Below are 26,205 nucleotides of genomic sequence, written 5' to 3' on the forward strand. Positions count from 1 at the left end.
ACCCCTAACAATTACATCCCTAAGTCAAGTTTTTATGGTTTTTAATCTATCTTCAATAATATATAATTGATATTCAAGATAACCAATCACCATATTCAACTTCATTTCTACATTCTTATTTTGAGATGCCCTTAATCCCTCAAATAAAACTAATGATTTTTCTTTAAGTCTTAAAAGTAACTCTTCTTCATCATTAACAACAGAATCTATCTCACCTTCTTCTTTAATATCTATAAAAATATTTTTAAGCTCTTTTTTATCAGTATCTTCTTTTGTAGAATCTATATTAGAATTATCTTTATTTAATTCCAAATTACTTAATTCTGATATTGTAGCAAGTATAGCTTCTTTAGTTTCCAATCAACCACCTCTCTAATTCATTTAATTCATCTTTAGAATTTGCTTTTATAAAGAAATTATACATATCTTTGTTTAATTCAGATATATCAATATTTTTAGTAGCAATCCTGCGTAAAGTCTCTTCTGCCTCTTTGTCTTTAGGATTAGAATCTAAAATATTCCTACAAATTTTTACAACTTTCTCTTTCTCTCCTTTTATATCATAAATACTAGCTAATAAATGTTTATCCATTCCTACACCTTTGTAACATATGATGCAACCAAGTCACCCATTTTAGAACAAGAACAAAAGCTATTATTATCTAAATCTTTTGTTCTATATCCATCATTCAATACTGCTTCAATTGCAGCATTTATACTAGATGATGCTTTAAATTCACCTAAATGCTCTAACATCATTGCAGCAGAAATTATTGTAGCAAGTGGATTTGCTATATTTTGTCCTGCAATATCTGGGGCTGAACCATGTATTGGCTCAAAAAGTGCATTTTTATCACCTATACTAGCACTTGCTAAAAGCCCAATTGACCCCCCTATAACACTAGCTTCATCACTTAAAATATCACCAAACAAATTTTCTGTTAATATCACATCAAATTGAGTTGGATTTACTATAATCTGCATACTTGCATTATCGACATAAAGAAATGATAATTCTACTTCATTATAATCTTTTGACACCTCACTAACTACTTCTCTCCAAAGTACACTAGTTTCTAACACATTTGCCTTATCTACACAACATACTTTTTTCTTTCTTTGCATAGCAAGATTAAAGGCATATATAGCAATTTGCTTTATTTCATCTTTTGTATAAACCATAGTATTATAAGCTCTATTATCAAACTTAGCTCTTGGCTCACCAAAATAGATTCCAGAAGTTAGCTCTCTTACTATAACAAAATCACTTCCTTCAATTGTTTTTCTTTTAAGATGAGAATAATCTAAAAGTGCATTATAGATTTTTATTGGACGGACATTTGCATAAAGTCCTAATTCTTTTCTAAGCTTAAGCAAGCCATATTCAGGTCTTAGATGCTTTTCTAAACTATCCCATTTTTTCCCACCTATTGCACCAAATAAAATTGCATCACTATTTTTAGCACCATCTAAAGTTTCTTTAGGTAGTGGATCACCAAATCTATCTACACCAGCACCCCCTACTGCATACCTCTTAAATTCTAAGTTAAATTCTTTTGGAAGAGAGTATAATACTTTTAGTGCTTCATTAATTACTTCCTCTCCAATGCCATCTCCGCTTAAAACTGCAATATTGTAAGTCTTCATAATTTCCCTTAAAATCTAATTTTGCTTTGCATATTGCATTAATCCGCCAGCAGATAAAAGCTTTAGCATAAATGTAGGAATTGGATTAAAAGTATAAGTTTCATTTGTGCTTTTATTGATAATTATGCCAGATTCTATATTGATATTTAAAATATCACTTTCTTTTATCTTACTAACATCTTTCAATTCTAAGGCTAAAAGCCCTGTATTAAAAGCATTTCTATAAAAGATTCTAGCAAAATATGGTGCAATAACAACACTTATCCCAGCTGCCTTAATTGCTATAGGAGCATGTTCTCTACTACTTCCACAACCAAAATTTTCATCTGCTACTATAATATCACCTTTTTTTACAACTGAAGCAAAGTCACTTCTAGCATCTTCTAACAAATGACTTGCCAAAATTGCCTCATCAGTGGTATTTAAATATCTTGCAGCGATGATTAAATCAGTATCAATATTTTTTCCGAAACGCCAAACCCTACCTTCAATAATACTTGCAATAATACTTGAAATTGTTTTCATAATTTAAAATTAGCCTTAAATCTTTTAATTAATATTAGCTATAATTTTAACGAATTTTTTAACAATAAATGATTTAATTTATAAATTTTAAGGAATGAAATGAAAAAAGAAAATTTTGAACACTCAAAAATAGATGATTTATCAGACACTATGTTTAAATTAATTGAAGATATTTCAGATGTTGAAGATAAAATAGAAGAAACAAAAAAAGATATTAAGGCTTTAGTAGAATCTTTTGAAAGCAATCTCTCTACAATCAAGGAAACTCAAACTTCTCAAGCAGAAGTTATAGAAAAACTAAATAATAATGATATAACAAATATAATAAATAAAGTAGTAAAATTAGAAACTAATATTAATAGTATTGTTGATAGCGGACTTTTAAATGAAGTAAGTAGTAAAATAAATAATAAAATAATGTTAAAAAAAGAAATATCAAAATGGCAAATGATTATGATAGGGATTTTGATTTTCTTAGGACTTGAGAGCTTATTTTTCTTTATCTTTGTATTTAATAGTGCTACACAAGGCAATGCCTTAATAGCATTATTTATTGCTGTGCTACCATTTATTATAGCAATGTATTTTATAAATAATAATTTAAAAAAGCTAATATCAGAAGAAAAAATAATACCTAAATATAATAGGAATAATGCAAGAAGAACTAATATTTCACAACCTACTTCAATTACAGGAATAAAAGATAATGATGAAGTTAAAGGCACATTTGATTAAAAAGTTTTAAAATTTAATAAGCCATATATCTCTTTTATGTGAAGTTTTTATTTAGCTAATACTTAAAAATTCATTATAAAATCAATATACTTTAGATTGTAAAGTTAATTTTTAATAAAAAATATTTGAGAATAAACAAAATAAAAGTTAAAAGGCTTAAGAATTAAGCCAAATCTTAACACAAGAATCTAAAATCTCTTTAGAGCCAGATACATAATAAGAAACCTTTGTTGTAGATTTATTATTTTGATTTAATTTATATTTATCAAATAAATATCTAACAATGGCTTCTCCAGAATGAATTAGGATTGGTTTATTATTAAAATAATGCTTTATTTCATTTTGTATTAGAGGAAAATGTGTGCAACCAAGTATAATAGCATCAGGAATTTCTATATCTTTAAAATAATATTTAAATGCACACTCTAAAAGCTCTCCACTAAAAATTCCCTCTTCAACTAGTGGAACAAAAAGCCCAGTTTGAATACTAATAATATTTTTATAGCCTAATTTATTTAACTTTGAAGCATAAAGGTTGCTATCTATTGTAGCTTTTGTAGCAATTATTAAAATACTAGAATCTAGATTAGCTATATTGTTTTTTGCCAAAATTACACCCGGCTCAATAACACCTACAATATCATAAGAAGCTATCTCTTGCATCTTTACTAAACCGTACGCACTAACAGTATTACAAGCAACAACTAGCATATCAATATCAAATTTATTAAAAAAATCAATTGCCTCTAGTGAAAATCTAATTATTGTATCTTTATCTTTATTTCCATAGGGTACTCTTGCTGTATCACCATAATAAATAATCTCACTAAATAAATTAGAGTTAAGCAAACTTTTTAAAACGCTAAGACCACCTATACCGCTATCAAATACACCAATCTTCATTTATATTATTATTCTTGCTCATTCATCTTACTTAAAAAATCTTCATTGCTAGTGCTATCTTTCATCTTAGAATAAATCAAATTTAATGCCTCAATATCGCCTAATTGTTGCATAAAATTCCTTAGAATCCATACTTTTTGAAGTTTCTCACTTCCAAGCAATAATTCATCTTTTCTAGTGCCTGATTTTAATATATCAAATGCAGGATAAATTCTCCTATCTGCAATTGCTCTTGCTAAGACTATTTCTGCATTTCCTGTTCCTTTAAATTCCTCAAAAATAACTTCATCCATTCTAGAGCCTGTATCAATCAAAGCTGTGGCTATTATAGTTAAGCTACCTCCTTGCTCAATATTTCTGGCACTTCCAAAAAATCTCTTTGGTTTATGAAGGGCGTTTGCATCAACCCCACCGCTTAAAACTTTACCACTTGATGGAGTTACTGTATTATAAGCCCTAGCTAACCTTGTAATAGAATCAAGCAAAATTACTACATCTTTCCCCATCTCAACTCTTCTTTTTGCTCTCTCCAAAACTAATTCAGCTACTTTTACGTGATTTGAAGCTGGGAGGTCAAAAGTAGAGCTATAAACTTGACCTTTTACGCTTCTTTGCATATCTGTAACCTCTTCTGGACGCTCATCTACTAATAACACCATAAGCTCTACTTCTGGGTGGTTTGTTGATACACCGTGGGCTAACTCTTTCATTAATTCTGTCTTACCTGTTCTTGGAGGAGCTACTATTAATGCTCTTTGCCCTTTTCCAATTGGTGAGAATAAATCTAAAATTCTGCCTGTAACTTTTGATTTATCATATTCTAATTTTAATTGTTCTGTTGGAAAAAGTGGAGTTAAATTATCAAATAATGGGCGATTTTTAGCCTCATCAAGTGAGAGATGATTAATTGCTTCAATTTTAAGCAAAGCATAATATCTCTCTTGTTCTCTTGGAGGGCGGACTTGTCCTGTAACTAAGTCGCCATTTCTCAATGCAAACTTACGAATCTGTGTCAATGAAACATAAGCATCATTTTGTGAATCTGAAAAATTTTCATCAACACCCCTTAAAAAGCCATAATTTTCATTTGTTATATCTAAGATACCAGAAAAAAGAATATATCCTGCTTGATTGACTTGTGTTTTTAATATCTCAAACATTAAGTCTTGTCTTCTATATTCTTGTGGATTTTCAATTCCTAGTTTATTTGCTATCTCTATTAATTTAGATAATGTAAGTGTTTTTAACTCCTCAATTTTATAAACATCTGCTGGAATATGACTTTTTTTAGTGCTACTTTCTTTATCTTTAGCCATTGTTATCCTTAAAATTATAATTTGATTACTTCAGAAATATTAATGAAGCTTGTAAATGAAGAAATTTAGCAATTGTATTAACTAATTTGTTAAATGTCAATTAAGAGCTATAAAAATTCTTTATTTCTCTATCAAACTCTAATATATCATTAATATTTTTAATTTTTTCAATATCGCTACTAAACTTATCAAATGCCCTAAAAATACCTTTAGCAATTTCACCAAAATTAATATGATTATTCAAAAATCTTGAAACTAGAATCTCATTTGCAGAATTTAAAATTATTCCTAATTTTGGAGATTTTAGTAAATCATTTTTTAGATCCCAAAGTGGATATCTAATGGAGCAAATTCTTTCTAATTTAAAAATGTATTTAGTAATATCTAATCCTTCTATGCTTGGAGTTAATTGTGCCTTTTTACCAAGCATGGCATAAGAAATTGGCAGTTTCATATCAGAGTTAGAAAAATTAGCAAAAACATTATTATCTTTTGTTTGTATCAATGCATGGATTATTGAATTTCTTTCAATCATTGCATCAATATTATTTGTATTAAACAAATATTTAGCCTCTAAAACCTCAAAAAGCTTGTTTACCATAGTAGCACTATCAATAGTAATTTTTTTACCCATTGACCAATTTGGATGTTGAAGGGCTTCAAGCGGAGTTTTAGATTCTATTATTTCTAGAGGTGTATCTCTAAATGCTCCTCCGCTTGCAGTAATTATTAGTTCTTTAATATTTGTCCTATTTTTTAGCAACTCTTTTAATGCAAAATGCTCACTATCAACAGGAATAATATCTTTGCAATCCATTAAAAAACCCGCAACAACTAAACTTTCTTTATTGGCAAGAGCAAGAAGCTTGCCTAATTTTTTAGCCTCTAGGCTAGGTATAACTCCACTAAACCCAACTAGGGCATTTAAGACAAGTTTTGTATTTGCAATATTTAATGCTTCTATAATTCCACTTTCACCAAAAAATAATTTTTGATTTTGTAATTTTATGACTTTATTTTTATCATTTTCGTTTTTAATAACAATTATTTTTGGATTTACTAGGGCTATTTGTCTATTTAATAACTCTATATTCTCACCAGCACAAAGAAGCTCAATTTCAATATTATTTTTTAATGCTATATCAATTGCTTGTGTACCTATACTTCCTGTTGAGCCAAGTAATATCATTTAAACCATTCAAGTAAAAATATCATAATAACACTTCCAAATAATAAGCCATCTACTCTATCTAAAATGCCTCCGTGACCTGGCAAAATATTACCACTATCTTTAACATTTATAGTTCTTTTTAATAAACTCTCATATAAATCACCAAAAATAGATATTAAAGCTACAAAAAAAGTAATAAAAAATGCACTAATAAAATCTTTTTGTCCAATACCAATCATAGTTCCAATTAAAGTTGAAACTACAAGACCTATTAAAGCCCCCTCTAATGTCTTTTTAGGTGATACTGGAGATAGAGGTGATTTACCAAAGGCTCTACCCCCAAAATAAGCCCCAATATCTGCTAATGCAACACTTAAAATAAGCCATATTATTGCCATTACACCAAAATTTTTATAAATACTAAAAAAGCATAAAAATGGAATAGTAGGATATAAAATAACTAAATAATCTTTATTTTTTATATTTTGATGATATGCGTTATATGAGGCCATAACTACTAAAACTACTATTGAAATATAGATTGGATTTGTATGAAAATATGCAATAATCCAAATAATACAAGAGCTAATATATAAATAAGTTTTTTCTTCTATATTATATAACTTTAATGCCTCGTAAAATGCAATTATATAGAAGATTCCAACTACTAGCCATAATAAAAATTTGATGTTTAATGCAATAACTAATGCAATAATTGTTACTAGAATAACACCTGTATAATACCTAGATAAGCTATAATCACCAATTGATGTAAGTTTATTTTTAAAAAAGTTATACATTACAATATTCTCCAAAAACTTTAAGTTTTAATAAGCAAAAAGTTATAAAATTTCAATTTCGAAAATTTAGCAAAAATATCTTATAAAATAAATAGTATTTAATTTATCATTAATTTAGTATTTTTAAGAAAGGTTATATTTGAATTTTGATGTAATAGTAGTTGGCGGAGGACACGCAGGCATAGAAGCAAGTTTTGCCTGCGCTAAAATGGGCTTAAAAGTGCATCTTATAACCCTATTAATAGAAAATATTGGACTTGCTAGCTGCAATCCAGCAATAGGAGGACTTGCAAAAGGGCATTTAGTAAAAGAAATTGATGCACTTGGTGGGATAATGGGTATTATTGCTGATAATACTGGAATTCAATATAGAATTTTAAATGCTTCTAAAGGTCCTGCTGTGCAAGGAACAAGGGCTCAAATTGATATGGATGAATATAGAATTTATGCTAGAAATTTATTGCTAAATACACCAAATTTAACTATTTCCCAAGAAATGGCAAATGAACTTTTAATAGAAAAAAATTATGTAGTTGGAATAAAAACAAATATTAATAAAATTTATAAAGCAAAAAAAATTATCATTACAACAGGGACATTTTTAGATGGTATAGTGCATATTGGTGAGTTTATTTCTAGTAATGGAAGGGTTGGTGAAAGTAGCTCAATAAAATTAGCAAAAAATCTTCGTTCATTTAATTTTGAAGTAGGCAGATTAAAAACAGGAACTTGTCCTAGAATTGATGCAAAAAGCATAGATTTTAGAGAGCTTGAAAAGCATAATGGAGATAAGATTCCACCAAAATTTAGCTTTAGAACGCAAAACTTTAATCCTACACAATATCCTTGCTATATAACATATACAAATGAAAATACTCATAAAATTATTAGAGATAATTTCAATAGAGCTCCATTATTTAGCGGACAAATCAAAGGCGTAGGTCCAAGATACTGCCCAAGCATTGAAGATAAAATAAATCGCTTCTCTCAAAAAGAAAGGCATCAATTATTTTTAGAGCCGCAAACTAAATTTTGCAATGAATATTATGTAAATGGACTCTCAACCTCTCTTCCTTTTGATATACAAGAAAAAATGATACACACAATAGAAGGCTTAGAAAAAGCACATATTACTCGTTATGGCTATGCTATTGAATATGATTATATTATGCCAACAGAACTAAAACATACATTAGAAACTAAGAAAATTAAGAATTTATATTTTGCAGGACAAATAAATGGAACAACAGGCTATGAAGAAGCCGCTGCACAGGGTATTATTGCAGGTATAAATGCAGCACTTAGCATAAAAGGACAAGATGAATTTATATTAAAAAGAAATGAAGCTTATATTGGTGTAATGATTGATGACTTAGTTACTAAAGGCACAAATGAGCCATATCGTGTTTTTACTTCGAGGGCAGAATATAGATTGCTTTTAAGAGAAGATAACGCAATTTTTAGATTAAGCCATTATGGAAAAAAGTTTGGCTTATTAGATGATATTAGTGCAATTATACAAGATGAAAAAGATATCAAAGAAGGATTAAAATTTTTAGAAAACACCTCCTACACCCCTACAAAAGAGTTTTTAGAGTTTCTCTTAAGCATTGATGAAGAAAGAATTAATGATGTCTCAAAAGCAATACAAATAGTAGGCAGAAGAACTTTTAATAAAGATAAATTAAAAAAACTAGATTCTATGTTTGAGAGTTTTTCAGATATAGCCCTAGAGCAGATTCTAGTAGAATCTAAATATTATTTTTATATAAAAAAACAAAATGAAGAAATAAATAATTTAGATTCTACACTAAGCATTAAAATTCCAAAAGATTTTATCTTTGATAATATACCGGGGCTTAGTTTAGAAGTAATTGAAAAACTAAATAAATTCCAACCAAAAAATCTAAAAGATGCCCTAAGTATAAGCGGAATAACCCCTGCAAGCATTGATGTATTACATTTATATATACACTTAAGAAATAAAAATGGACTTTAAATTTATACTAAATAACATAAATGTATATGTTGATGCAGCATTTTTGACAATAAAAATTTCATTTTTTGGTATATTATTTTCTATAATCATTGGCTTGATATTATCATTAATTCTATACTATAAGATACCAATTTTAAAAAATATATCAAAAATTTATATAGAAATCTCAAGAAACACTCCTCTTTTAATTCAATTATATTTTTTATATTATGGTCTTCCATCAATGTTTAATTTTAAATTTAGTGCAGAAAATAGTGCAATTATCGCTCTTAGTTTTCTAGGAGCTAGCTATATGTGTGAAAGTTTTAGAGGAGCGATTAATCAAATAGATAAAATCCAAATAGAATCTGCTCTAAGTTTAGGCTTAAAACAATTTCAAATAATTAGATATATAATATTACCTCTTGGTTTTAGCTACTCTATACCATCACTTAGTGCAAATATTATCTTTTTAATCAAAGAAACTAGTGTAGTAACTGCCATTGCATTAGCTGATTTAATGTTTGCTACAAATAATATAATTGCAAATTATTACAAAACTAATGAAGCTTTATTTTTATTAGTAAGTGCATATCTAATCATTCTATTACCACTTTCACTAACATTTTCTTACTTAGAAAAAAGGTTTAGATATGTTTGAGTTATTAAATGAAGGAAATAATTTAGAGAGAATCTTATTTGGACTCCTTTTAACTACAAAAATTGCTTTTATATCAATTATTTTCTCATTTATATTTGGAATTATATTTGGAATTATAATGACTTCTAAGAATAAATTTATAAATTTATTTTTTAGATTCTACTTAGAATCTATTCGCATAGTGCCTATTTTAGTTTGGTTATTCTTAATTTTCTATGGGTTACCTAAAATAAGTCCTTTTCATTTTAGTTCTAGTGTGAGTGCTATTATTATTTTTGTGCTATGGGGAAGTATTGAAATGGGAGATTTAGTTAGAGGAAGCATAATATCACTTCCAAAACATCAAATAGAATCTGCTCTAAGTTTAGGAATGGAGCAAAAAACAATCAATCGCTACATAATAATGCCTCAAATTATAGCTAGAATTTTGCCCTCAAGCATTAATTTAGCAAGTAGGATTATAAAAACTACTTCGCTTTTACCATTAATTGGAGTGGTTGAAATGCTAAAGGTAGGACAGCAAATCATAGAAGCCTCTATTTTAAAAGTCCCTGATGCTTCATTTTACATTTATGGAACAATATTTATATTGTATTTTGCTATATGCTACCCTCTCTCAATCTTAAGCTCATATTTAGAAAATAAATTTAAATTTTAAGGGTATAGTTAATGAAGCTATTAGAAATAAAAAATCTTAAAAAAACTTTCAATAATCATATTGTGCTAAATGATATAAACTTTAGTGTTAATAAAGGCGAAGTAATAGTTATTTTAGGTGCTAGTGGTTGCGGTAAAAGCACACTTCTTAGATGTATAAATGGGTTAGAAAATACAAATGGTGGAGAAATAATCTTTAAGGATAAAATAATAAATACACCAAAAACTAATCTAGTAGAAATTCGCCAAAAAATAGGAATGGTATTTCAAAGCTATGAGCTTTTTCCACATATGAGTGTAATTGAAAATATTATTTTAGCACCAATGAAGGTTGAAAAAAGAGCTAAAGATGAAGTATTAGATGAAGCTTATAGGCTTTTAAAAAGATTTAATTTATTAAATAAAAAAGATTCTATGCCAAGAGAGCTTTCTGGGGGACAAAAGCAAAGAGTAGCAATTATTCGTGCATTATGCAATAATCCAGAGATTTTACTTTTTGATGAGGTTACAGCTTCACTTGACCCTGAAATGGCTTATGAGGTATCTAGTGTAATTTTAGAGCTTGCCAAAGATGGAATGACTATGATAATAGTAACACATGAAATGAAGTTTGCACAAAAAATTGCAAGCAAAATTATATTCCTAGATAATGGAAGTATAGTAGAAACTTCTACTCCAAGCGATTTTTTTAGTAACCCAAAAAATGATAGGGCAAAGAAATTTTTAAGTATATTTTCTATTTAGCTATAATAAAAATTTTGAGGTGAGTTTTTGGATAAAGATTACAAAATAGAGGTTTTATATTCTAATGATATATTTTCTACTCAATTTGTAGGTGGAATCTCAAGATATATATATGAGCTATACAAAAGAAATACTAATGCAAAAATTCCACTAATTTATTCAGAAAACCTTTATTTGAATAAATTTAAAAAGAAACTTTATTTTAAGGGAAAAACTAGACTAATCCTGCTATTAAATAATGCCTTAGAAAAGCTATATCTAAAAAAACCATTATTAATTTATCACCTAAGCTATTATAAAAATGTTTCCAAACCTAAGAATGCATCTATAATGGTAGTTACTGTTCATGATATGATACATGAAATTTATGCTGATAGCTATTTTAAAAATGACAAAATAACAACAAAATTAAAATTGTTAAATTGTAAAGAAGCTGATGGAATAATTACAGTATCAAATCAAACTAAAAAAGACTTAATAAAAATATTTAATATAAAAGAAAATAAAATAAAAGTAATATATCTAGGACATAGCTTACAAAAATATGAGGCAAAATTACCATTTGAAAAAGGCTATATATTATTTGTTGGCTCTCGTGGTGGGTATAAAAACTTTAGAAATTTTGTGAAAGCTATAAGTATTTTAAAAACAAGAATTAATGTAATTTGTGTTGGCAATGATTTTAATGATGATGAAATTTCATTACTAAATTCTCTTAAATTAAAAGATAGGTTTAAAACCTACTATGCAAAAGATAATGAATTATATAGTTTATATAATAATGCTAAATGTTTTGTATTTCCCTCATTTTATGAGGGATTTGGCATTCCAATATTAGAAGCATTTTTTTCATCTTGTGTATGTGTTTTAAGTAATATTGAGGTTTTTAGAGAAATCGCTAGTGATGCAGCACTTTATTTTGACCCAAACTTACCACAGGATATAGCTTATAGCATTAATAAGATTTTAAAAGAAGATACAATATCAAAAAATCTCATAAAAAAAGCAAACAAAAGGCTAGAATATTTTAGCTGGGAAAATACATATAAACAAACTATGGAGTTTTACAAATACTTACTAGATAAAAAGGAGAATATATTGAAAAAAGCCTTAATAATAGGAGCAAATGGACAATATGGCTATTTTTTAATGAAACTTTTAGCTTCAAAAGGTTACGAAGTTCATATTATGGTGCGACATCAGCCTATATACGAGGAATTTAACTTTATACATTATGATGATTTATACTTTAGTGACAAACAAAACAAAATCATTTATCATTATGGAGATATTACAGATAGTAGCTCTATTCTTGATGTTTTATCAAAAGCAAAACCATATGAAATATATAATCTCTTTGGAATATCTAATGTAAAAATATCTTTCTCTCTGCCACAAAATACTGCAGATTCTATTGCACTTGGGACTATTAGAATTTTAGAGTCAATAAAAAGTATGAATTTAAAATGTAAATTTTATAATGCTTGTAGCTCTGAAATATACGGAGACACCTCTGGTGTGCTTAATGAAGATAGTGCGTTTAATCCAAAATCACCTTATGCAATAGCAAAACTATATGCCTTTTATATGGTAAGACATTATAGAGAAGCCTATAATATCTTTGCAGTAAGTGGTATATTATTTAATCACGAATCACATCTTAGAAAAGAATCTTTTGTAAGTAAAAAGATAATCAAAGCAGCAGTGTTAATATCACATAACAAGCAAGATATATTATATCTTGGTAATTTAGATTCTACAAGAGATTTTGGATATGCAAAAGATTATGTAGAATGTATGTATTTAATGATGCAACACAACAGCCCAAAAGACTATTGCATTTCCACAGGAAAACAACATAGTATTAGAGAGTTTTGCGAGATAGCATTTAGCAAAGTTGGCATTAATCTTATTTGGCGTGGAAGTGGAATAAATGAAGTAGGAATAAATAAAAATACAAATAAAACTATAATAAAAATTAATCCAAATTATTTCTGTCCCTTAGACATATTAAACTCTAAAGGAGACTCCTCAAAAGCACAAAATGACTTAGGTTGGAATCCAAACAATACAGATTTTAATAAGCTAATAGAAATTATGCTTGAAAATGAATTAAAAACATACAATAAGCTTAATAATGCTTATAGGGGGGGGGTAGAAAGTAAAAAACTATCTAATTACAAACTATCTAATTACAATCCCACACTCTCACAAAGATTTGCTGCGTGAGGGTAGTTCATATAACTACCTCTGATAGTGGTGGGGCAGGAAGAGCTTGTGTAAGACTACATAAAGCATTATTGCAATTTGGCATAGATTCTATAATCTTAACTAATAATAAAACAATAGATATTCCAAGCATTATAAGAGTAGCTAAAACTAAACCTCAAAAATTACTAGAAAAGCTTCGCCCTGCTCTATCACAACTACCATTAATAATATATAAAAGAAAACATAAAGAAATCTTTTCTCCAAATATAGCAATATTTAACCCTAAAAATAAAGCATTACTTAAAATGCTAGATGAACTAAAGCCAGATATAATACATTTACATTGGATAGAAAGCGGATTTTTAAATATAAAAGATTTACTATATTTTAATGCTCCTATTATTTGGAGTATGCACGATTCTAATCCATATACAGGAGGTTGTCATTATGTAGCACCCTCTTGCACAAAAGCTAATATAGAATGTAAAAAATGCCCTTTATTAAACTCAAATTATAATTATGATTTAAGCTATTTGACTTTTAAAAGAAAGCAAAAAACTTACACTAAACTAAAAAATTTAACAATAATTGGGCTTTCTTCTTGGATTACAGATTGTGCAAAAAAATCAGCACTTCTAAAAGATAAACAAATAATAAACCTTCCAAACCCAATAGATACAGAGGTTTATAAGCCTATATCAAAGGAAACTGCAAAAGATTTACTAGGGATAAATAAAGATACAAAAATTATTGCATTTGGTGCAATATCTGCGACAAGCATAAAAAGAAAGGGATATAGAGAACTAAGAGAGGCTTTAAGCTTATTAAAAAATAAATCTAATATAAAGCTTGTAGTCTTTGGCTCAAGCAATAAAGAAGATATTGAAAGAATTAAGACAATTTATATGGGACATTTATATGATGATATATCACTTAGAATAATATATAGTCTATCTGATGTATTTGTAGCCCCAAGCCTAGCTGAAAACTTAAGCAATGCCATTATGGAATCTCTTGCTTGTGGAACACCCGTCATAGCATTTGATATAGGCGGAAATAAAGATATGATAAAACATCTCTATAATGGTTATCTTGCAAAGCCTTATGATATAAATGACTTAGCAAGAGGTATTGAATGGATACTAGAATCTAATAATTATAAAAATATATCAAATAATGCAATAAAAAGTGTAAAAGAAAAATTTGATTCTAAATTAATTACAAATAAATACATAGAAGTTTATAATACTCTGCTAAATAGGGGGGGGGTAGAAAGTAATTTAATAATTACTTTTTATTTCAACAAAAACTCCTTTACTCAAAACTCCTACTATAAAAACATTTTTAACAAAACATTAAATAAACCTAAATTTTTAAGGCAAGTAGCGTGAAAACATTTAAGATTGCCTTTAAAATCTACATTTATAAAATCCTAAACACTTTATCATATAAAAAGCCAAATATAAAACCAAAGTCAATAATCATATTACGCACTGATGCAATAGGAGATTATTTATTATTTTGTAATTTTCTGAAAGTTATAAGAGGGCATTTTAAAGACTATAATATAACTCTTGTAGGAAATAATGCTTATAAAGATTTATGCTTAAGTCTATCTTCTAAATGGGTAGATTCTATTATATGGATAAATCGCAATCATTTTTTAAAAAAGTCTTTATATACTATATCTTTATTGAGAAAACTAAAATTATATAAATATGATATTTTAATTAATCCTATCTATTCAAGGGATTTAATAAATATATTAATTGCAAAAAGCATTTATGCAAATGAAAAGTTTGCACCTAGTGGAGATTATATTAATATTGATAAAAACATAAAAATAAAAAGCGATAGAATTTATACAAAATTATTTCCTAGTAAAAATGAAGTGATATTTGAATTTTATAGAAATGCTGAATTTTTCTCAAAAATGCTAAATAAAAATATAAATATTAAAGCAAGGCTTGACACAGAGCCTTTTAAAACAAAACCATCTATTAAAAATTATTGTATTTTATTTATTGGAGCTAATGCTTTATATCGAAAATGGGGTATTAATAACTTTGCTAAAATTGGTATTTATCTAATACAAAAATATAATCAAAATATTTTAATTTGTGGAGGAATTGAGGATAAAGATAATGCAAAGATACTTCAAAATTTAATAACAAATAAAATTTTAGATTCTAAAAAAGTTTTAAATATGGTTGGCAAAACTACTCTAATAGAATTAGCAACACTAATATTACACACAAATCTTACTATATCAAATGAAACAAGTTGTGCTCATTTTAGTGCATTACTAGATACTAATGTTATTGTTATAAGCAATGGAAATCATCTAGGTAGATTTACACCATATCCCTACGAGTTAAGCAATAAATACAAAGTTATATTTCACCCATTTATAGAAGCAAATATAAAAAAATATAAAGAATTAAGCAATAAATTTAAATACAAAAGCAATCTAAATATTAATGAAATTACAACTTCAAAAGTAATAGAAAAGATAGATGAAATTTTTATACAAGATATAAACTTAAATAATAAATATCTAAAAAAATGAAAATATAATTAATATATACTCTTTAAAAAATATAGACTTGGAAAGTAAAGTAGCAAGAAATAAAGAGATAATATAATAAGGTATAGAGATAACAACAAATAATGCTTATAGAGGATTTAAATTAAAATTATTCCTAATGTTAAATAAAATTATTCTGCAACAGAAAAGCAATATAAAAATTATTCATAATAAAGCTTTACGAAAAATAATTGGCTTTAAAAATATACTTAGAATCTATTATTCAAAATTATATAAAAGAGATTTTAAGTAATTACTTGTGATAATATCAAGCTTAAATAAATTTTAAGGTGAATGATGCAAATAAATATTACTAAACCCTATTTACCAGATAAAAATAAATATTACAAATATATAGATAGAATATGGCAAAACAATCATTTAACCAACTTTGGTCCTATGAGTTTAGAGCTAGAAAATAGACTTTGCGAATATTTAGATGTGCCACATATACTATTAGTTAGCAATGGAACTCTAGCTTTACAAATAGCATACAAGATTCTTAGGCTAGATATAGGGGATACTATCATAAGCACACCATTTTCATTCGTGGCTACTAGCAATACAATTATTTGGGAGAATCTAAAAGTTAGATTTTGTGATATTTCTAAGGATAGCTTTTGTATTGATACAAATAAGCTAAAAAATTTACTAAACACTAAAGATAAAACAACTAAAGCCATTTTGCCTGTGCATGTATTTGGAAATGCCTGTGATGTAGAAGAGCTAGATAAAATAGCTAAAGAAAATAGCCTATATTTAATCTATGATGCAGCTCATGCTTTTGGTGTAAAATATAAAGATAAAAGTATTTTTAAGTATGGGGATATTGCCACAATAAGCTTTCATTCTACAAAGATTTTTCATACAATAGAAGGTGGAGCTATAATATTTAGAGATAAAAACCTTTTTGATGAAGCAAGGTCGATGATAAACTTTGGGCTTAAAAATAATATGCCAGAAATTTTAGGGATAAATACTAAAAATAGTGAGTTCCACGCAGCAATGGGACTATGTATCCTAGATGATATAAATTTAATACTAGAAGATAGAAATAGAATTTGGGAATACTATTATAAAAACTTAAAAGACTATTTTGAATTTCAAAAGTTAAATTCAAGCAACAATTATCATTATTTTCCAATTCTTTTTAAAAATGAGCAATTTCTAATTACAAAGTTAAGAATCCTAAATGAAAATAATATATTTCCAAGAAGGTATTTTTACCCTAGCCTAGATACATTAAGATATAATACAAGTGAAATTTGTCCTATTAGCAGAGATATTGCAAGTAGAGTTTTATGTTTGCCTTTATATGTGGGGCTTAGTCAAAAAGAGCAAGATAAAATTATAAAAATTTTAATTAAAGGATAATTTATGTTTTGTAAGACACAAAAAGAGATTATGCGAAAATGGGATAAAAATAAAAACCAATATGTAGTATTATTTTATATAATATACAATAGTTATAAATCAATTTTATAGAATCGCTTAATGCAGACTTTAGATATTAATAATTTAGCCCCTGTTTTGATAACAGTTTATGATAGATTAGACTGCTTACAAAATGCAATAAATTCACTAAAACAAAATGAATTAGCAAAATATACATATTTATATATAGTATCAGATTATGCTTATGATAGCTCTCATATAAAAACAATAGAAAGTATTAGAGAGTATATAAAATCAATATGTGGATTTAAAAAAATAGAAGGAATATTTTGGGATACAAATAAAGGTAGTTTTGATTCTATAAATGATGCAATACGATATGTGTTTAGCAAGTATGAAAAGATTATTGTATTTGAAGATGATATTTTAGTATCAAATCGTTTTTTAGAGTATATGAATAAAGCATTAGAGTTTTATAAACAAGACAAGAGGATATTTTCTATTGCTTCACATACACATTATAAAAATATTATATATAATGGTTATCCTTATGAAATGTACACTGCAAGGATGTATTCACCGTGGGGAACTGGAATGTGGAGAGATAGATTTTATAGTATTGATTTTAATCTACAAGGGGTTGATGAGTTTTTAAATAATAAAAAAGAAATTGCTAAATTTAATGCTATCTCAAATCATATGCTCCCAATACTAAGAGATATGCTTGATAAAGGAAAAAAATATGGAGATGTAATTATTTGTTATAACATGTTTAAGACAAATAGATTAACTCTCTATCCAATTAAGCCGCTTTCTGTTAATAGAGGGCATGATGGCAGAGGGGAGCATTGTGCAATGGATAATATATGGCAAAATCAAGCATTACAAAATGATTTTTGTCCAAAAATGGTAGAGAATATAGAATTAGATTCAAAAATTTCTAAAAATCTTTATAGAGCATTTTATTCCTATAAAAGGGATATAATAATTCCATTATTAAAAAAATTAGGAATTTATAAAATTACTAGATACTTATATAAAATAATTTTTAAGAATAAAAATTAACTTTTAGGTTTTTTAGAACGAAGTTTTCTATTACCACATATTTTAAAACCTCTATTTATATATTTAATAAAAATGATAAAGATTATAAGATAGAATCCAAAATTATTTTATTAAAGAGACATTATGCAAAGTAAAATATCAATAATAACTGTTGTTTATAATGACATTATTCACATTAAACAAACAATGGATTCTATTACTAAACAATCTTATCCTTATATCGAATATATACTTATTGATGGAGCAAGCAATGATGGCACAAAAGAGATAATAGAATCTTATATTAAAAATATATCAAATATATTAAAAGAAGAATGTATAGAGCAATCAAACGCCAAAGCTAAATTAGAATCTAGATTCTATCTTGAGGCTATAAAAAAAGATAATCAAAATTTTAGCTTTAAATTCTTAAGTCAAAAAGATAGCGGAATCTATGATGCAATGAATAAGGGAATAGACCTTGCCACAGGAGAATGGTGTAATTTTATGAATTGTGGAGATAACTTTTATAATGAATTTGTAATTGAAAATCTCTTTAGAGCATATAAAAATCTAAAAGAGGGGGGGGCAATTAGCATTATTTATGGTGATGCAAAAATATTTTTTGATGATGATAATTATAAAATTCTTCACTCAAAAACTACAAAACATAAATATCGCCACCACTTTATCCACCAAGCCGCATTTATTAAAACTAATTTAATGAAAAGTTATAAATATGATACAAGCTTTAAAATAGCAGGTGATACAGATTTTTTTACTAGAGCGTATAATAATGGAGTTATTTTTAAGCATTTTAAAGAAATTATTGTGAGCTTTAATGTAGAGGGAATCTCATCAAATCTATCTTTTAGAATGTTTAAAGAAGACTGCATAATTGGCTTTAAATATAATAGATTTTTTCCAATACTACATATTTCAAAGTATATTTTTTGGATAATTCCTAGAGTATGTATTAGAAATATTATTCCAAAAAAGTTTAGGAATAAAGCTAGAGTAGTTTTTGGCAAAAAGAATAATTAATATTATACTAAGGAGAGAAGATGAATATTACTATATTTAAAAAACAATTACGAAAAATTTATCGTAAAATTCAAGCTATTTTTGGGCAAGTAGATTTTGTTCCTAGTGGGCATTTTTACTCACCTATTGCAAATGATTTTGAGATTGATGAAGGTATAAAGAATCTTAACTATAATCCAGATAGCCTCAAAGGCATTAATCTAAATTTAAAAGAGCAACTTAAGCTTTTAGATATATTTGCATCATTTTATAAAGATATGCCTTTTTATGAAGACAAAAAACCTCACTTGCGTTACTATTTTAGCAACCCTGCTTATTGTCATAGTGATGGAATTTGTCTATATTCAATGATACGTTACACTAATCCTAAACATATTATAGAAATAGGTAGTGGTTTTAGCTCGGCTTTGATGTATGATGTAAAAGATCTATTTTTAGATTCTAATGGGGGGGGGGGATAGAACTAAATCTCTCATAATAACTCATATTGAACCCTATCCTACCCTTCTTAAATCCCTTCTAAAGCCTTCAGACCTCCCTTCATTAAATCTTTTTCCAAAACGTTTGCAAGAAGTAGATATAAGCTTATTTGATAATTTAGAATCTAATGATATTTTATTTGTAGATTCTACTCATATTAGTAAAATTAACTCTGATGTTAATAAAATCTTTTTTGAGATTCTCCCTCGTTTAAAAAGTGGGGTTTATGTGCATTTTCATGATATTTTTTATCCTTTTACCTATCCTAAAGAATGGCTTAGAGATAAAAATTCTTGGAATGAAACTTACTTATTACGTGCATTTTTAACCTTTAACAATCATTTTGAAATTGTATTTTTTAATACTGCTCTTTATCATCTCTATCCACAAGAATTTATCAAAGCTCTACCTTTAAGTCAAAAAAATACAGGTGGAAGCATTTGGCTTAGACGCAAATAGATTCTTAATATTTTAAAGATTTATCTTTAATCTCTAAAATATTCATAAGTATGTCCTTATTTAAGGCTACCTTTGGCTTTCTTGCTTCTTTTAAGCTTAGTGTGCTAAAATTACATTTATTTAAGCAATAAGATAAGGCGCAAAGCAATGTATGAAAAAAATCTTTATACTGCTAATAATTCTTCTATAATAGCACTATATGGAGATACCATTTTTAAGCTTGATAAAAGTAATAGCAAAATTCCAAGCTATCATTCTAATCCAAAATATCGTATGCCCTTTTGTCATCAAAGTGTTTTTGTAAAAACATCAATGCTTAAACAATACAAATTTGATACTAATTTTAAAATCTGTGCAGACAATGATTTTTTCACTAAAATCTACAACAAAGGTGGGCGATTTTGGAATAGTGGCATTATCATTAGTATCTATGATGCAAATGGAATCTCCTCAATTCCAAGCATTAGATTTTGTTATGAAGAGATAAAAATCATTTCTAAATACAATAAATTCTATATTATTATATTTTGTTTTAAATATCTATCTATGCTTTTAAAATACGCTATAAAACGGCTATTACCTAAAAAATTAGCAATGATTATTTCACGCTCTTATAATGCTAAAAAAGAATATTAATAATGAAGCAAGATTCTAAAAAAATTTTAGTAATGTCTTTGGGAAGAGGTGGGGGCTGTGCTCAATATTTATTTTCTATTTTAAAGCATTTCACACTCCCCTATATGCTATATCAAACAAAATATGCTATTGAAGATTTAAAAGAATATGCAGTTAAAATCCCAACTTATCACAAAAACAAGATTAGCTTCTTATTTAATTCTATTTTTTTACTACCTTTTATTCTTTTTAGATTCTATAAACAAGCTAAATCTTATGATGTGCTATTCCTACCTTATTTTCACTTTTGGAATCTAGCTTTTATATTTATCTTCAAGTGGCAAAAAAAACCAATTATCCTAATTGAACACGATGGCATAATCCATAGTGGAGATGAGCTTTTATTTCAACAATATTTAATCAATGCTTGCATTAAAAACGCAAATACAATTATTTTTCTAACCCATTATGTAAAAAATCGCATTAATCCTAAACTTTTAAAAAATAAAAAAGTATTTATCATTCCTCATGGAATCTTTGCTTTTAAAGGATTGCAAAGACTTCCTAAAACTTATAATAAAAAGCCAAATCTCTTATTTTTTGGAAGGGTAAATAGATACAAAGGTATTGAAATATTGCTTCAAGCCCTAGAAAAAATCTCACTACATTCCTATAATAAGCTAATAATTGCTGGAAAAAGTAGCTATAAATATGATTTATCACCCTATTCTAAAGCCTTTTTACAAAAACTTGAAATTATTGATACCTTTCTTACACAAAATCAAATTGCCTCTATATTTAATCAATCACATATTTTGATTATGCCATATATTGAGGCATCTCAAAGTGGTGTTGCTAGTATTGCTATTGCCAATGCTATACCTTGTATTTGCACTGATGTAGGAGGGCTAAAAGAACAATTCATCTTTGAAGCTGCTTATAGAAATGGTGGGGGGGTAATGAAAAATTATCAAAAAACCCTTGTGCAATTATTTGCAAACCTAACCCACAATCTTTATGTAATGCCATTAGTAAGCTCATTAATGATTCTTCGTTATATGAGAATATTACTTACAACCTCACCTTGCGTGCAAAAGAGCTAGAATGGCAGCATATTGCAAGTCGCATAGAGGAGATTCTAATTCAAAATTAATTCCTAAACTCACCTTTTTTAAAAACTCTTTATATAATCCCATATTTACAAACACTGCAAATAAAAACCCTTTCTTTTCTATCATCATTCCTACCTATAATGTAGAAAAATACATTGCTAGAGCCATAGAATCTTGCATTAATCAAAGTTTTAAAAATATTGAAATTTTAATTATTGATGATTGTGGAAGTGATAATTCTATAAATATTGCTAGAGATTATGTAAAAAAAGATTTAAGGATAAGAATAATTCATAATAAAAAGAATTTAGGGACATTTCAAACAAGATTAGAGGGGATTAAAAAGATTAAAGGAGAGTATGTTTTATTCTTAGATGCTGATGATTATTTAGATTTTAAAGCTTGTGAGAGGATTTATGAGGCACTTCAAAAAAGCATTATAAGTTCTAAAATGCCTAAGCAAAATTTAAATTCTTCACAAAACCTAAAATCTTATAATAAAAAGAGTAAATCTTATAATAATGAGTTTATAGAAAATCTACCTGATATTGTATTTTTTGGTATGCGATTTGACCCTAGCACTTGGAAACACCTCTCTCCACCTATCATCACAAAGCCTCTTTTTAAAGAAGAAATTTTATATGAAGTTTTTGTAAAGCACAAAACACCCCCGTGGCATATATGTGGGAAAGCTTATAAAACTTCATTAATCAAGCAAACCAATAGTTTAATTCTAACACATAGAACTATGCTTCATCTAACAATGGCAGAAGATGCACTAAAGAGCTTTTATCTCTGTGCCTTATCTAAAAAAAGCATAGGCATAAAAGATAAATTATATGTGTATTGCTCCTCTCAAAGCTCTATAACAAGAAAAATAGATATTTCCACGCGTGATAAAAAAGTGCTAGATTTACAAAAGGTAATTGATGAGCTAGATTATCTTAAAAATATAAAAGAGATTGCTACACATAAGCATTTTAATATCGCACAAACAAATACAATAAAGATTCTAAAAAGTGCAAAAGCCCTAGAATACCGCTATGATGAGCCACTAGCTATTGGGGGGGGGGATAAGTGGATTTTAAGCCCTTATCTAAAAGCCTGCCTAAGAAGCCTAGGCTTTCATCGCAAGTGGCAAAGCTATGCAAGAATCCTACTTTATCTCATAAGCTTGGGGAAAATCAAGCTCTAAAAATCTTACATATTGCAAGTGATAGTCTCAAAGGAGGTGCAGAGAGTGTTTTTCGTGATACAATTAAGCTAACTTCTAAATATGATAGATTTATAATTTATAGTGCAAGTTGTGATAAAGAGATAAAACACTCCAAACATCACATTTTGCTAGATGATTATCAAAACTACAATAAAATAATAGGAGTTATCAAATATATTTTTAATTTTAAAAATTATTTTTTATTAAAAAATGCCCTTTATACCTTAAAACCAGATGTAATTCATACACAAAACTACCTCTCACGTCTAAGTCCAAGCATCCTTTTTGCTCTAAAAAATTATAAAAAGAAAAATCCAAAAGTAAAGCTAATCTACACGCAACACGGCTTTGGCTCTTGTGCTAATCTATGCTTTTATAATTATAATAAAAATCAAATTTGTGAAAAATGTAAAAATGCTAATAAATACAAAATTGCATTTTTTAACTGCGATAGAAGGGGGAGGATTTATTCTATCATCAAAGCCCTTAGAGTGCCTTTTTATCAAGGGATATTTTTAAAAGAGCAAGATTTGTTTGATAAAATTGTATTTGTAAGTAATTTTCAAATGCAAAAACATATTGAAGAACATTATGATAAAAATAAGCTAGTAATGATCAGAAATCCTATAAATTTAGAATTCTACAATGAAAATGTGAAGTTAGAAGATAAACTAGATTTAATAGTCTTTTTTGGCAGAATATCAAAAGAAAAGAATATTCCTCTATTACTGCATAGTTTTAGGGAATTAACACAAAAGGATAATTTTAGAAATTATAAATTACTTATTATTGGTGATGGAGATGATAAGCCTAGATGTCTTAGTCTTGCAAAAGAATTACTTAATAAAGAACAATATCAATTTATCAATCATCTCAATATAGCCGAATTAAAAGATATTTTGCGTAAGGCAAAGCTTAGTGTCCTGCCTTCCTTTCTTTATGAAACCTTTGGACTAGTGATTGTAGAATCTATACTTTCTGGTTGCATTCCTGTAGTAAGCAATATTGGAGCACTAAAAGAAACACAAATTAACTTTGGTGGATTTAGCTTCAACCTTAAAAAAGGCGATTTAACACAAGTTTTAAGTAAAATATTAAACAATTATGATAAAAATTTTTATGATTTTTTAAAGATTAGAAAAAAAGTTAATATTAACCCCGAAATATATGTTAATAATTTGTTTAAAATTTATGTGTAAATTTTACAAAAAAGTATAAATTTAATATGAATTTGTAAAAATTTAATTAAACTTAACTTTTAATAATACAAAATAAGCTTTTCAATAAAATACAAAATAAGGAAAAATTATGGATAAGTTTAATGAAAAAAGTATAAAAAAATTGATTGTGCCGCTAATAATATTAGCAGGTTTTTCTAATCTATTTGCAGATGATGATAAATTCTTTGGATATAGCGGAAGTGTAGGGACTTTTAATAAAATTGGTATAAATAATCAAAAAGTTAATGCACAAGAGGGAATCTACCCAACAGAAAGCTTTTCTACTATTTTTGGAAAACTAGATACAACTTATAATTTTAAGTCGTTTTTTCAATCAGACTATATTAATAAGCTGGAAGTAGGGCTTGGTATAGCAGCTGGCTCACTTACTTGGGACTCTACAAAAAATGATGGTTTAACTTTTGGTGGTGGAACTCCAAATGCTTTTGGCAGTGGAAGTGGTTTAAATAATAACTATGTTGGTGGTTGGAATGGATATTTTACTAATTTAGATAAGTTTGGTTATCGACCAAAAAATAATAGAAATTATATTATTCAAAATGCCTATCTAAATTTAGAGAGCAAATATTTCAATCTAAAAGGGGGTAGATATGAGTCTGATAATGACTACCACTCTGGCTATACACAAGGCTTTCAAGCAGATATTCATTTTAATTATGGAGATTTAGCACAAAATAAAGATAATGAAATAAAACTTTGGTGGTTTAGCACCTATGGTAGAGCCTTTGCATATTCTCAATGGTTCTTAGACTTTTATGCGGTAAAAAGCTCACAAAAAAATAATGGTGATTTAGTAAACTTAGGAATCCATTCTGGTGGTGTTGATATAATTTATGGTGGAATTGATAAAGTAGGCGATTATAAAGATGGCTATAATCTTTTAGTTCGCCCATTTGTATATTTTTATCCCGGATTATATACTGCACCCGGGGCAAAACTAGTATATGAAAAATACTTTGGTAATGGATATGGGCTAAAAACAACAATACAAGGATATGCCCTTAGAATAATTAGGAATAGTGCAATTACTGCAAATAACCCTAATGCTACTGATGCTCCTCAAAGATACGATCAAGATGTAGATAAGTTAAGTGGAAATTTAAATGTTATAGTTCAAGGCTTTATTTATGATTACAATGTTAGACTTGGCTATTATCAAAATTTTGGCTCTGCAAACTCTCATTTTGGAACTTATGGAAATCCTCTTGGGCTTGATTTTTGGACTACAAGCGTATATGACATAGGTGCTAATATAAGTGATATAATAAGTAGAAATGCAAAAAGTGTATATCTTTCTGGTGGTGGAAGCCATACTTTAGAATATGGAAAATTTGCTTGGGAAGTCTTAGGAAGAATCACTAAAAGTCCTAGAAGTGATGAAGAAAGTGTTGCATTATATTTAAGTCATACTTTTAACAATAATATTGCTATTGGATTAAAACTAGAATGGCTAAGAGATACAACAAAAGCAGGTTTCAATCCCGGTGCTAGTGCCCCAGCAACTACAAGCCCTCTTAGTAAAACAAGAACAGATGATAGAAGCCACGCATTTATAACCCTAGATTATAATTTCTAAATATCTTACCCCTCATTATATAATAATGAGGGGTATTCCTCTTTTTTAGGCTAATAAGCCTTAAGTAATGATAATATAAACTTATGAT

The 26,205-nt window shown here is 27.5% G+C and carries 26 protein-coding genes; 18 read left to right on the plus strand and 8 right to left on the minus strand.

The genetic code is table 11. The features are described from left to right. Positions 1-24 precede the first annotated feature (24 nt). From CQA44_RS04895 to CQA44_RS04910, 4 genes are read right to left on the minus strand one after another with little or no spacing between them, the layout of a single operon-like run. Positions 25-360 carry a CiaD-like domain-containing protein gene (locus tag CQA44_RS04895; protein WP_115546172.1) on the minus strand — a complete coding sequence of 112 codons (336 nt, stop codon included), beginning with the start codon at positions 358-360 and terminating at the stop codon, positions 25-27. Continuing rightward, positions 350-592 carry a hypothetical protein gene (locus CQA44_RS04900; protein ID WP_115546173.1) on the minus strand — a complete coding sequence of 81 codons (243 nt, stop codon included), beginning with the start codon at positions 590-592 and terminating at the stop codon, positions 350-352. The genes CQA44_RS04895 and CQA44_RS04900 overlap by 11 nt, the downstream gene beginning before the upstream one ends. A 2-nt stretch (positions 593-594) precedes the next feature. After that, positions 595-1,647, minus strand: coding sequence for a 3-isopropylmalate dehydrogenase (gene leuB / locus CQA44_RS04905; RefSeq protein ID WP_115546174.1), 1,053 nt, complete (start codon positions 1,645-1,647; stop codon positions 595-597). A 15-nt stretch (positions 1,648-1,662) separates the two neighbouring features. Further along, complete coding sequence (locus tag CQA44_RS04910) at positions 1,663-2,172, minus strand: 3-isopropylmalate dehydratase small subunit (RefSeq protein WP_115546175.1); 510 nt, start codon at positions 2,170-2,172, stop codon at positions 1,663-1,665. Positions 2,173-2,271: 99 nt separating this feature from the next. Here CQA44_RS04910 and CQA44_RS04915 point away from each other — a divergent pair, with 99 nt between their 5' ends. Beyond that, the gene (locus tag CQA44_RS04915; RefSeq protein ID WP_115546176.1) at positions 2,272-2,907 is read left to right on the plus strand and encodes a hypothetical protein; all 636 of its coding nucleotides are present in this window, start codon (positions 2,272-2,274) and stop codon (positions 2,905-2,907) included. 156 nt (positions 2,908-3,063) lie between these two features. On the opposite strand, the gene murI is transcribed toward CQA44_RS04915, so the two are convergent. From murI to CQA44_RS04935, 4 genes are all read right to left on the minus strand, one after another. Further along, a complete protein-coding gene (gene murI / locus CQA44_RS04920; protein WP_115546177.1) occupies positions 3,064-3,810 on the minus strand; it encodes a glutamate racemase in 747 nt (248 codons plus the stop codon). An 8-nt stretch (positions 3,811-3,818) separates the two neighbouring features. Next, entirely contained in the window at positions 3,819-5,126 is a 1,308-nt protein-coding gene (rho, locus tag CQA44_RS04925) for a transcription termination factor Rho (protein ID WP_115546178.1), read from the minus strand. Positions 5,127-5,226: 100 nt separating this feature from the next. Continuing rightward, entirely contained in the window at positions 5,227-6,315 is a 1,089-nt protein-coding gene (gene dxr / locus CQA44_RS04930) for a 1-deoxy-D-xylulose-5-phosphate reductoisomerase (RefSeq protein ID WP_115546179.1), read from the minus strand. Then, the gene (locus CQA44_RS04935; protein ID WP_115546180.1) at positions 6,312-7,097 is read right to left on the minus strand and encodes a phosphatidate cytidylyltransferase; all 786 of its coding nucleotides are present in this window, start codon (positions 7,095-7,097) and stop codon (positions 6,312-6,314) included. The genes dxr and CQA44_RS04935 overlap by 4 nt, the downstream gene beginning before the upstream one ends. Before the next feature lie 139 nt (positions 7,098-7,236). Between CQA44_RS04935 and mnmG the strand changes: the two genes are divergently transcribed. From mnmG to CQA44_RS05020, 17 genes are all read left to right on the plus strand, one after another. Beyond that, positions 7,237-9,096 (plus strand): tRNA uridine-5-carboxymethylaminomethyl(34) synthesis enzyme MnmG, encoded by a 1,860-nt coding sequence (mnmG, locus tag CQA44_RS04940; RefSeq protein WP_115546181.1) that lies wholly within the window; start codon positions 7,237-7,239, stop codon positions 9,094-9,096. Then, entirely contained in the window at positions 9,086-9,736 is a 651-nt protein-coding gene (locus CQA44_RS04945; RefSeq protein ID WP_115546182.1) for an amino acid ABC transporter permease, read from the plus strand. Before mnmG ends, CQA44_RS04945 begins: the two co-directional genes overlap by 11 nt. After that, positions 9,729-10,394: an amino acid ABC transporter permease gene (locus CQA44_RS04950; RefSeq protein ID WP_115546183.1), complete on the plus strand. Its 666-nt coding sequence runs from the start codon at positions 9,729-9,731 to the stop codon at positions 10,392-10,394. The genes CQA44_RS04945 and CQA44_RS04950 overlap by 8 nt, the downstream gene beginning before the upstream one ends. 11 nt (positions 10,395-10,405) lie before the next feature. Continuing rightward, the gene (locus CQA44_RS04955) at positions 10,406-11,137 is read left to right on the plus strand and encodes an amino acid ABC transporter ATP-binding protein (protein WP_115546184.1); all 732 of its coding nucleotides are present in this window, start codon (positions 10,406-10,408) and stop codon (positions 11,135-11,137) included. A gap of 27 nt (positions 11,138-11,164) precedes the next feature. Continuing rightward, positions 11,165-13,366, plus strand: coding sequence for a GDP-mannose 4,6-dehydratase (locus tag CQA44_RS04960; protein WP_115546185.1), 2,202 nt, complete (start codon positions 11,165-11,167; stop codon positions 13,364-13,366). Next, on the plus strand, positions 13,363-14,739 hold the full coding sequence (locus CQA44_RS04965) for a glycosyltransferase family 4 protein (RefSeq protein WP_115546186.1): 1,377 nt from the start codon (positions 13,363-13,365) through the stop codon (positions 14,737-14,739). The genes CQA44_RS04960 and CQA44_RS04965 overlap by 4 nt, the downstream gene beginning before the upstream one ends. Beyond that, a complete protein-coding gene (locus CQA44_RS04970; protein WP_181881787.1) occupies positions 14,736-15,917 on the plus strand; it encodes a glycosyltransferase family 9 protein in 1,182 nt (393 codons plus the stop codon). The genes CQA44_RS04965 and CQA44_RS04970 overlap by 4 nt, the downstream gene beginning before the upstream one ends. 315 nt (positions 15,918-16,232) lie before the next feature. Continuing rightward, complete coding sequence (locus CQA44_RS04975) at positions 16,233-17,309, plus strand: DegT/DnrJ/EryC1/StrS aminotransferase family protein (protein ID WP_220272142.1); 1,077 nt, start codon at positions 16,233-16,235, stop codon at positions 17,307-17,309. A 120-nt stretch (positions 17,310-17,429) separates the two neighbouring features. Then, positions 17,430-18,395, plus strand: coding sequence for a glycosyltransferase (locus tag CQA44_RS04980; protein WP_115546189.1), 966 nt, complete (start codon positions 17,430-17,432; stop codon positions 18,393-18,395). A 123-nt stretch (positions 18,396-18,518) separates the two neighbouring features. Further along, a complete protein-coding gene (locus CQA44_RS04985; RefSeq protein WP_115546190.1) occupies positions 18,519-19,418 on the plus strand; it encodes a glycosyltransferase family 2 protein in 900 nt (299 codons plus the stop codon). A gap of 20 nt (positions 19,419-19,438) precedes the next feature. Beyond that, positions 19,439-19,879, plus strand: a complete 441-nt coding sequence (locus CQA44_RS04990) for a hypothetical protein (RefSeq protein ID WP_115546191.1) — start codon at positions 19,439-19,441, stop codon at positions 19,877-19,879. Continuing rightward, on the plus strand, positions 19,863-20,357 hold the full coding sequence (locus CQA44_RS04995) for a class I SAM-dependent methyltransferase (RefSeq protein WP_258864905.1): 495 nt from the start codon (positions 19,863-19,865) through the stop codon (positions 20,355-20,357). The genes CQA44_RS04990 and CQA44_RS04995 overlap by 17 nt, the downstream gene beginning before the upstream one ends. A gap of 147 nt (positions 20,358-20,504) precedes the next feature. Continuing rightward, complete coding sequence (locus CQA44_RS05000) at positions 20,505-20,993, plus strand: hypothetical protein (protein WP_115546192.1); 489 nt, start codon at positions 20,505-20,507, stop codon at positions 20,991-20,993. A 2-nt stretch (positions 20,994-20,995) separates the two neighbouring features. Further along, a complete protein-coding gene (locus tag CQA44_RS05005; RefSeq protein ID WP_115546193.1) occupies positions 20,996-22,075 on the plus strand; it encodes a glycosyltransferase family 4 protein in 1,080 nt (359 codons plus the stop codon). Between the two features lies 1 nt (position 22,076). Next, positions 22,077-23,279, plus strand: coding sequence for a glycosyltransferase family 2 protein (locus tag CQA44_RS05010; protein WP_115546194.1), 1,203 nt, complete (start codon positions 22,077-22,079; stop codon positions 23,277-23,279). Then, positions 23,219-24,499 carry a glycosyltransferase family 4 protein gene (locus tag CQA44_RS05015; RefSeq protein WP_181881788.1) on the plus strand — a complete coding sequence of 427 codons (1,281 nt, stop codon included), beginning with the start codon at positions 23,219-23,221 and terminating at the stop codon, positions 24,497-24,499. The genes CQA44_RS05010 and CQA44_RS05015 overlap by 61 nt, the downstream gene beginning before the upstream one ends. Positions 24,500-24,608: 109 nt before the next feature. Beyond that, complete coding sequence (locus tag CQA44_RS05020; protein ID WP_115546196.1) at positions 24,609-26,117, plus strand: outer membrane family protein; 1,509 nt, start codon at positions 24,609-24,611, stop codon at positions 26,115-26,117. The last annotated feature ends 88 nt before the right edge of the window (positions 26,118-26,205 follow it).

The organism is Helicobacter sp. MIT 14-3879 (assembly GCF_003364125.1).